6 protein-coding genes are annotated in these 2,228 nt (G+C 62.9%); all 6 read left to right on the top strand.

Features of this window, described 5'->3' with window-relative positions; genetic code table 11:
* On the top strand, positions 1–177 hold a 177-nt coding region (gene rpl16, locus AC1DU6_RS28340; RefSeq protein WP_477861206.1), incomplete at its 5' end, for a large ribosomal subunit protein uL16.
* Positions 178–187: 10 nt separating this feature from the next.
* On the top strand, positions 188–388 hold the full coding sequence (gene rpmC, locus AC1DU6_RS28335; RefSeq protein WP_477861204.1) for a 50S ribosomal protein L29: 201 nt from the start codon (positions 188–190) through the stop codon (positions 386–388).
* Positions 385–663 carry a 30S ribosomal protein S17 gene (gene rpsQ, locus AC1DU6_RS28330; protein WP_457323017.1) on the top strand — a complete coding sequence of 93 codons (279 nt, stop codon included), beginning with the start codon at positions 385–387 and terminating at the stop codon, positions 661–663. The genes rpmC and rpsQ overlap by 4 nt, the downstream gene beginning before the upstream one ends.
* Positions 664–756: 93 nt before the next feature.
* A complete protein-coding gene (locus tag AC1DU6_RS28325) occupies positions 757–1,266 on the top strand; it encodes a redoxin family protein (RefSeq protein ID WP_477861202.1) in 510 nt (169 codons plus the stop codon).
* Between the two features lie 290 nt (positions 1,267–1,556).
* Positions 1,557–1,925 (top strand): 50S ribosomal protein L14, encoded by a 369-nt coding sequence (gene rplN, locus AC1DU6_RS28320; RefSeq protein WP_056194233.1) that lies wholly within the window; start codon positions 1,557–1,559, stop codon positions 1,923–1,925.
* Positions 1,926–1,948: 23 nt separating this feature from the next.
* On the top strand, positions 1,949–2,228 hold a 280-nt coding region (gene rplX, locus AC1DU6_RS28315), incomplete at its 3' end, for a 50S ribosomal protein L24 (protein WP_477861200.1).

Below are 2,228 nucleotides of genomic sequence, written 5' to 3'. Positions count from 1 at the left end.
GTTCGGATGGGTAACGGCAAGGGCAACCCCGAGTACTACGTCGCTGAAATCCAGCCCGGCAAGGTGATCTACGAGGTTAACGGCGTTCCCGAGCAACTCGCTCGCGAGGCGTTCACGCTGGCTGCTGCCAAGCTGCCGCTGCGTTGCACCTTCGTGGCCCGCCAGGTCGGYACCTGAGGAAGACACCATGAAAGCAACTGAACTCCGCACCAAGGATGTCKCTGCCCTCGAAAAGGAAGTGACCGACTTGCTGAAGGCCCACTTCGGCCTGCGCATGCAAAAGGCCACCCAGCAGCTGACCAACCACAGCCAACTGGGCAAGACCCGCCGCGACATCGCGCGTGCCAAGACCGTCCTGGCACAAAAGAAGAAGGAGGCCACGAAATGACTGAGGCCCAACAAGTCCAAGCCAAGAACACGCGCACCCTGGTCGGCCGCGTGGTCAGCGACAAGCGTGCCAAGACGGTCACCGTCCTGGTCGAGCGTCGCGCCAAGCACGAGCTCTACGGCAAGATCGTGGCCCGTTCCCGCAAGTACCACGCCCATGACGAAAAGGGCGAGTACAAGATGGGTGACGTCGTCGAGATCAGCGAAGGCCGTCCGATCTCCAAGACCAAGAGCTGGGTCGTGACCCGCCTGGTCGAGAAGGCCGAGATCGTCTAAAGACACCGGTCGCATGACCGCTGCACAACCGGCACGCTGGGCAACTGGCGCGCCGGTTTTTCATTTCCGGAACACTCTCTCAGGAGCGACACCATGATCAAGGTTGGCGACAAGCTGCCCGCAGGCAGCCTGCAGGAATTCATCGAAGTGGAAGGCGGCGGCTGCTCGCTGGGCCCCAACAGCTTCGACATTGAGAAGGCCACGGCCGGCAAGACCATCGCCATCTTTGCGCTGCCAGGCGCTTACACGCCCACCTGCTCTGCCAAGCACGTGCCCGGCTACGTCGAGTCCGCTGATGCCCTGAAGGCCGCGGGTGTCGACGAGATCTGGTGCGTCTCGGTCAACGACGCCTTSGTCATGGGCGCCTGGGGCCGGGACCAGAACACTGCCGGCAAGGTGCGCATGATGGCCGACGGCAGCGCCCAGTTCGCCCAGGCCGCCGGCCTGACGCTGGACCTGACCGCCAAAGGCATGGGCGTGCGCTCGCAGCGCTACTCCATGCTGGTCAAGGATGGCGTCGTCACGACGCTCAACGTCGAAGGCCCCGGGAAGTTCGAGGTCAGCGACGCCGCGACGATGCTGGCCCAGGCCAAATCGGCGTGATGTCCAGGTCGAGTCGGCCTGAGCCGACTCGACTCGCTGGGCCGGTATCGCCGGTTCAGCAAAAACTTCGCGCTAGGCATTGACGCCCCAAGGGTTCTCACTGCATAATGCGCAGCTTCGCCGAACACCAGCGCACCTGCTACGCAGCTGCCCTGAGCTGGTTTCGGATCCGCCCTCAACCGTTGGGCAGCAAGGCGCCAGTCGCCAAGCTGAACGACTTACGGGCCCAAGACTGACCGACGCGCAGCATTCAAAAGAATGCGGCAACTCGGGGCAAGTTGGGGACAGACATGATCCAAATGCAATCGCGGCTTGATGTCGCGGACAACACTGGTGCGAAGTCCGTTCAGTGCATCAAGGTGCTGGGCGGCTCCAAGCGCCGCTATGCGCACATTGGCGACATCATCAAGGTCAGCATCAAAGAAGCTGCCCCGCGTGGTCGCGTGAAGAAGGGCGAGGTCTACAGCGCCGTGGTGGTTCGTACCGCCAAGGGCGTGCGTCGCCAGGACGGCTCGCTCGTCAAGTTCGACGGCAATGCCGCCGTGCTGCTCAACGCCAAGCTGGAGCCGATCGGCACCCGCATCTTCGGCCCGGTCACGCGTGAACTGCGTACCGAGCGCTTCATGAAGATCGTGTCGCTGGCGCCCGAGGTGCTTTGAGCCCCCACAGTCTGAGGTAAGCCATGAACAAGATTCGTACCGGCGACCAGGTCATTGTGCTGACCGGCCGCGACAAGGGTAAGCGCGGCACTGTGTCCGCCCGCACCGATGTCGACCACGTGGTGGTTGATGGCATCAATGTCGTCAAGAAGCACGTCAAGCCCAATCCCATGAAGGGCACCACCGGCGGCGTCGTCGACAAGACCATGCCTATCCATCAATCCAACGTGGCGATCTTCAACGCCGCATCCGGCAAGGCCGATCGAGTGGGCGTCAAGCTCGTCGACGGCAAGCGGGTGCGCG

The sequence above is a fragment of the Roseateles sp. P5_B10 genome, from assembly GCF_056400485.1.
Note: the sequence above shows the minus strand (reverse complement) of the source record. Positions and strands in the feature narration are given on the sequence as shown.

What these genes read in the sequence shown, in the direction of transcription:
- rplN (WP_056194233.1), top strand. Translation starts at nt 1,557, where the DNA reads ATGATCCAAATGCAATCGCGGCTTGATGTCGCGGACAACACTGGTGCG.
- rpsQ (WP_457323017.1), top strand. Translation starts at nt 385, where the DNA reads ATGACTGAGGCCCAACAAGTCCAAGCCAAGAACACGCGCACCCTGGTC.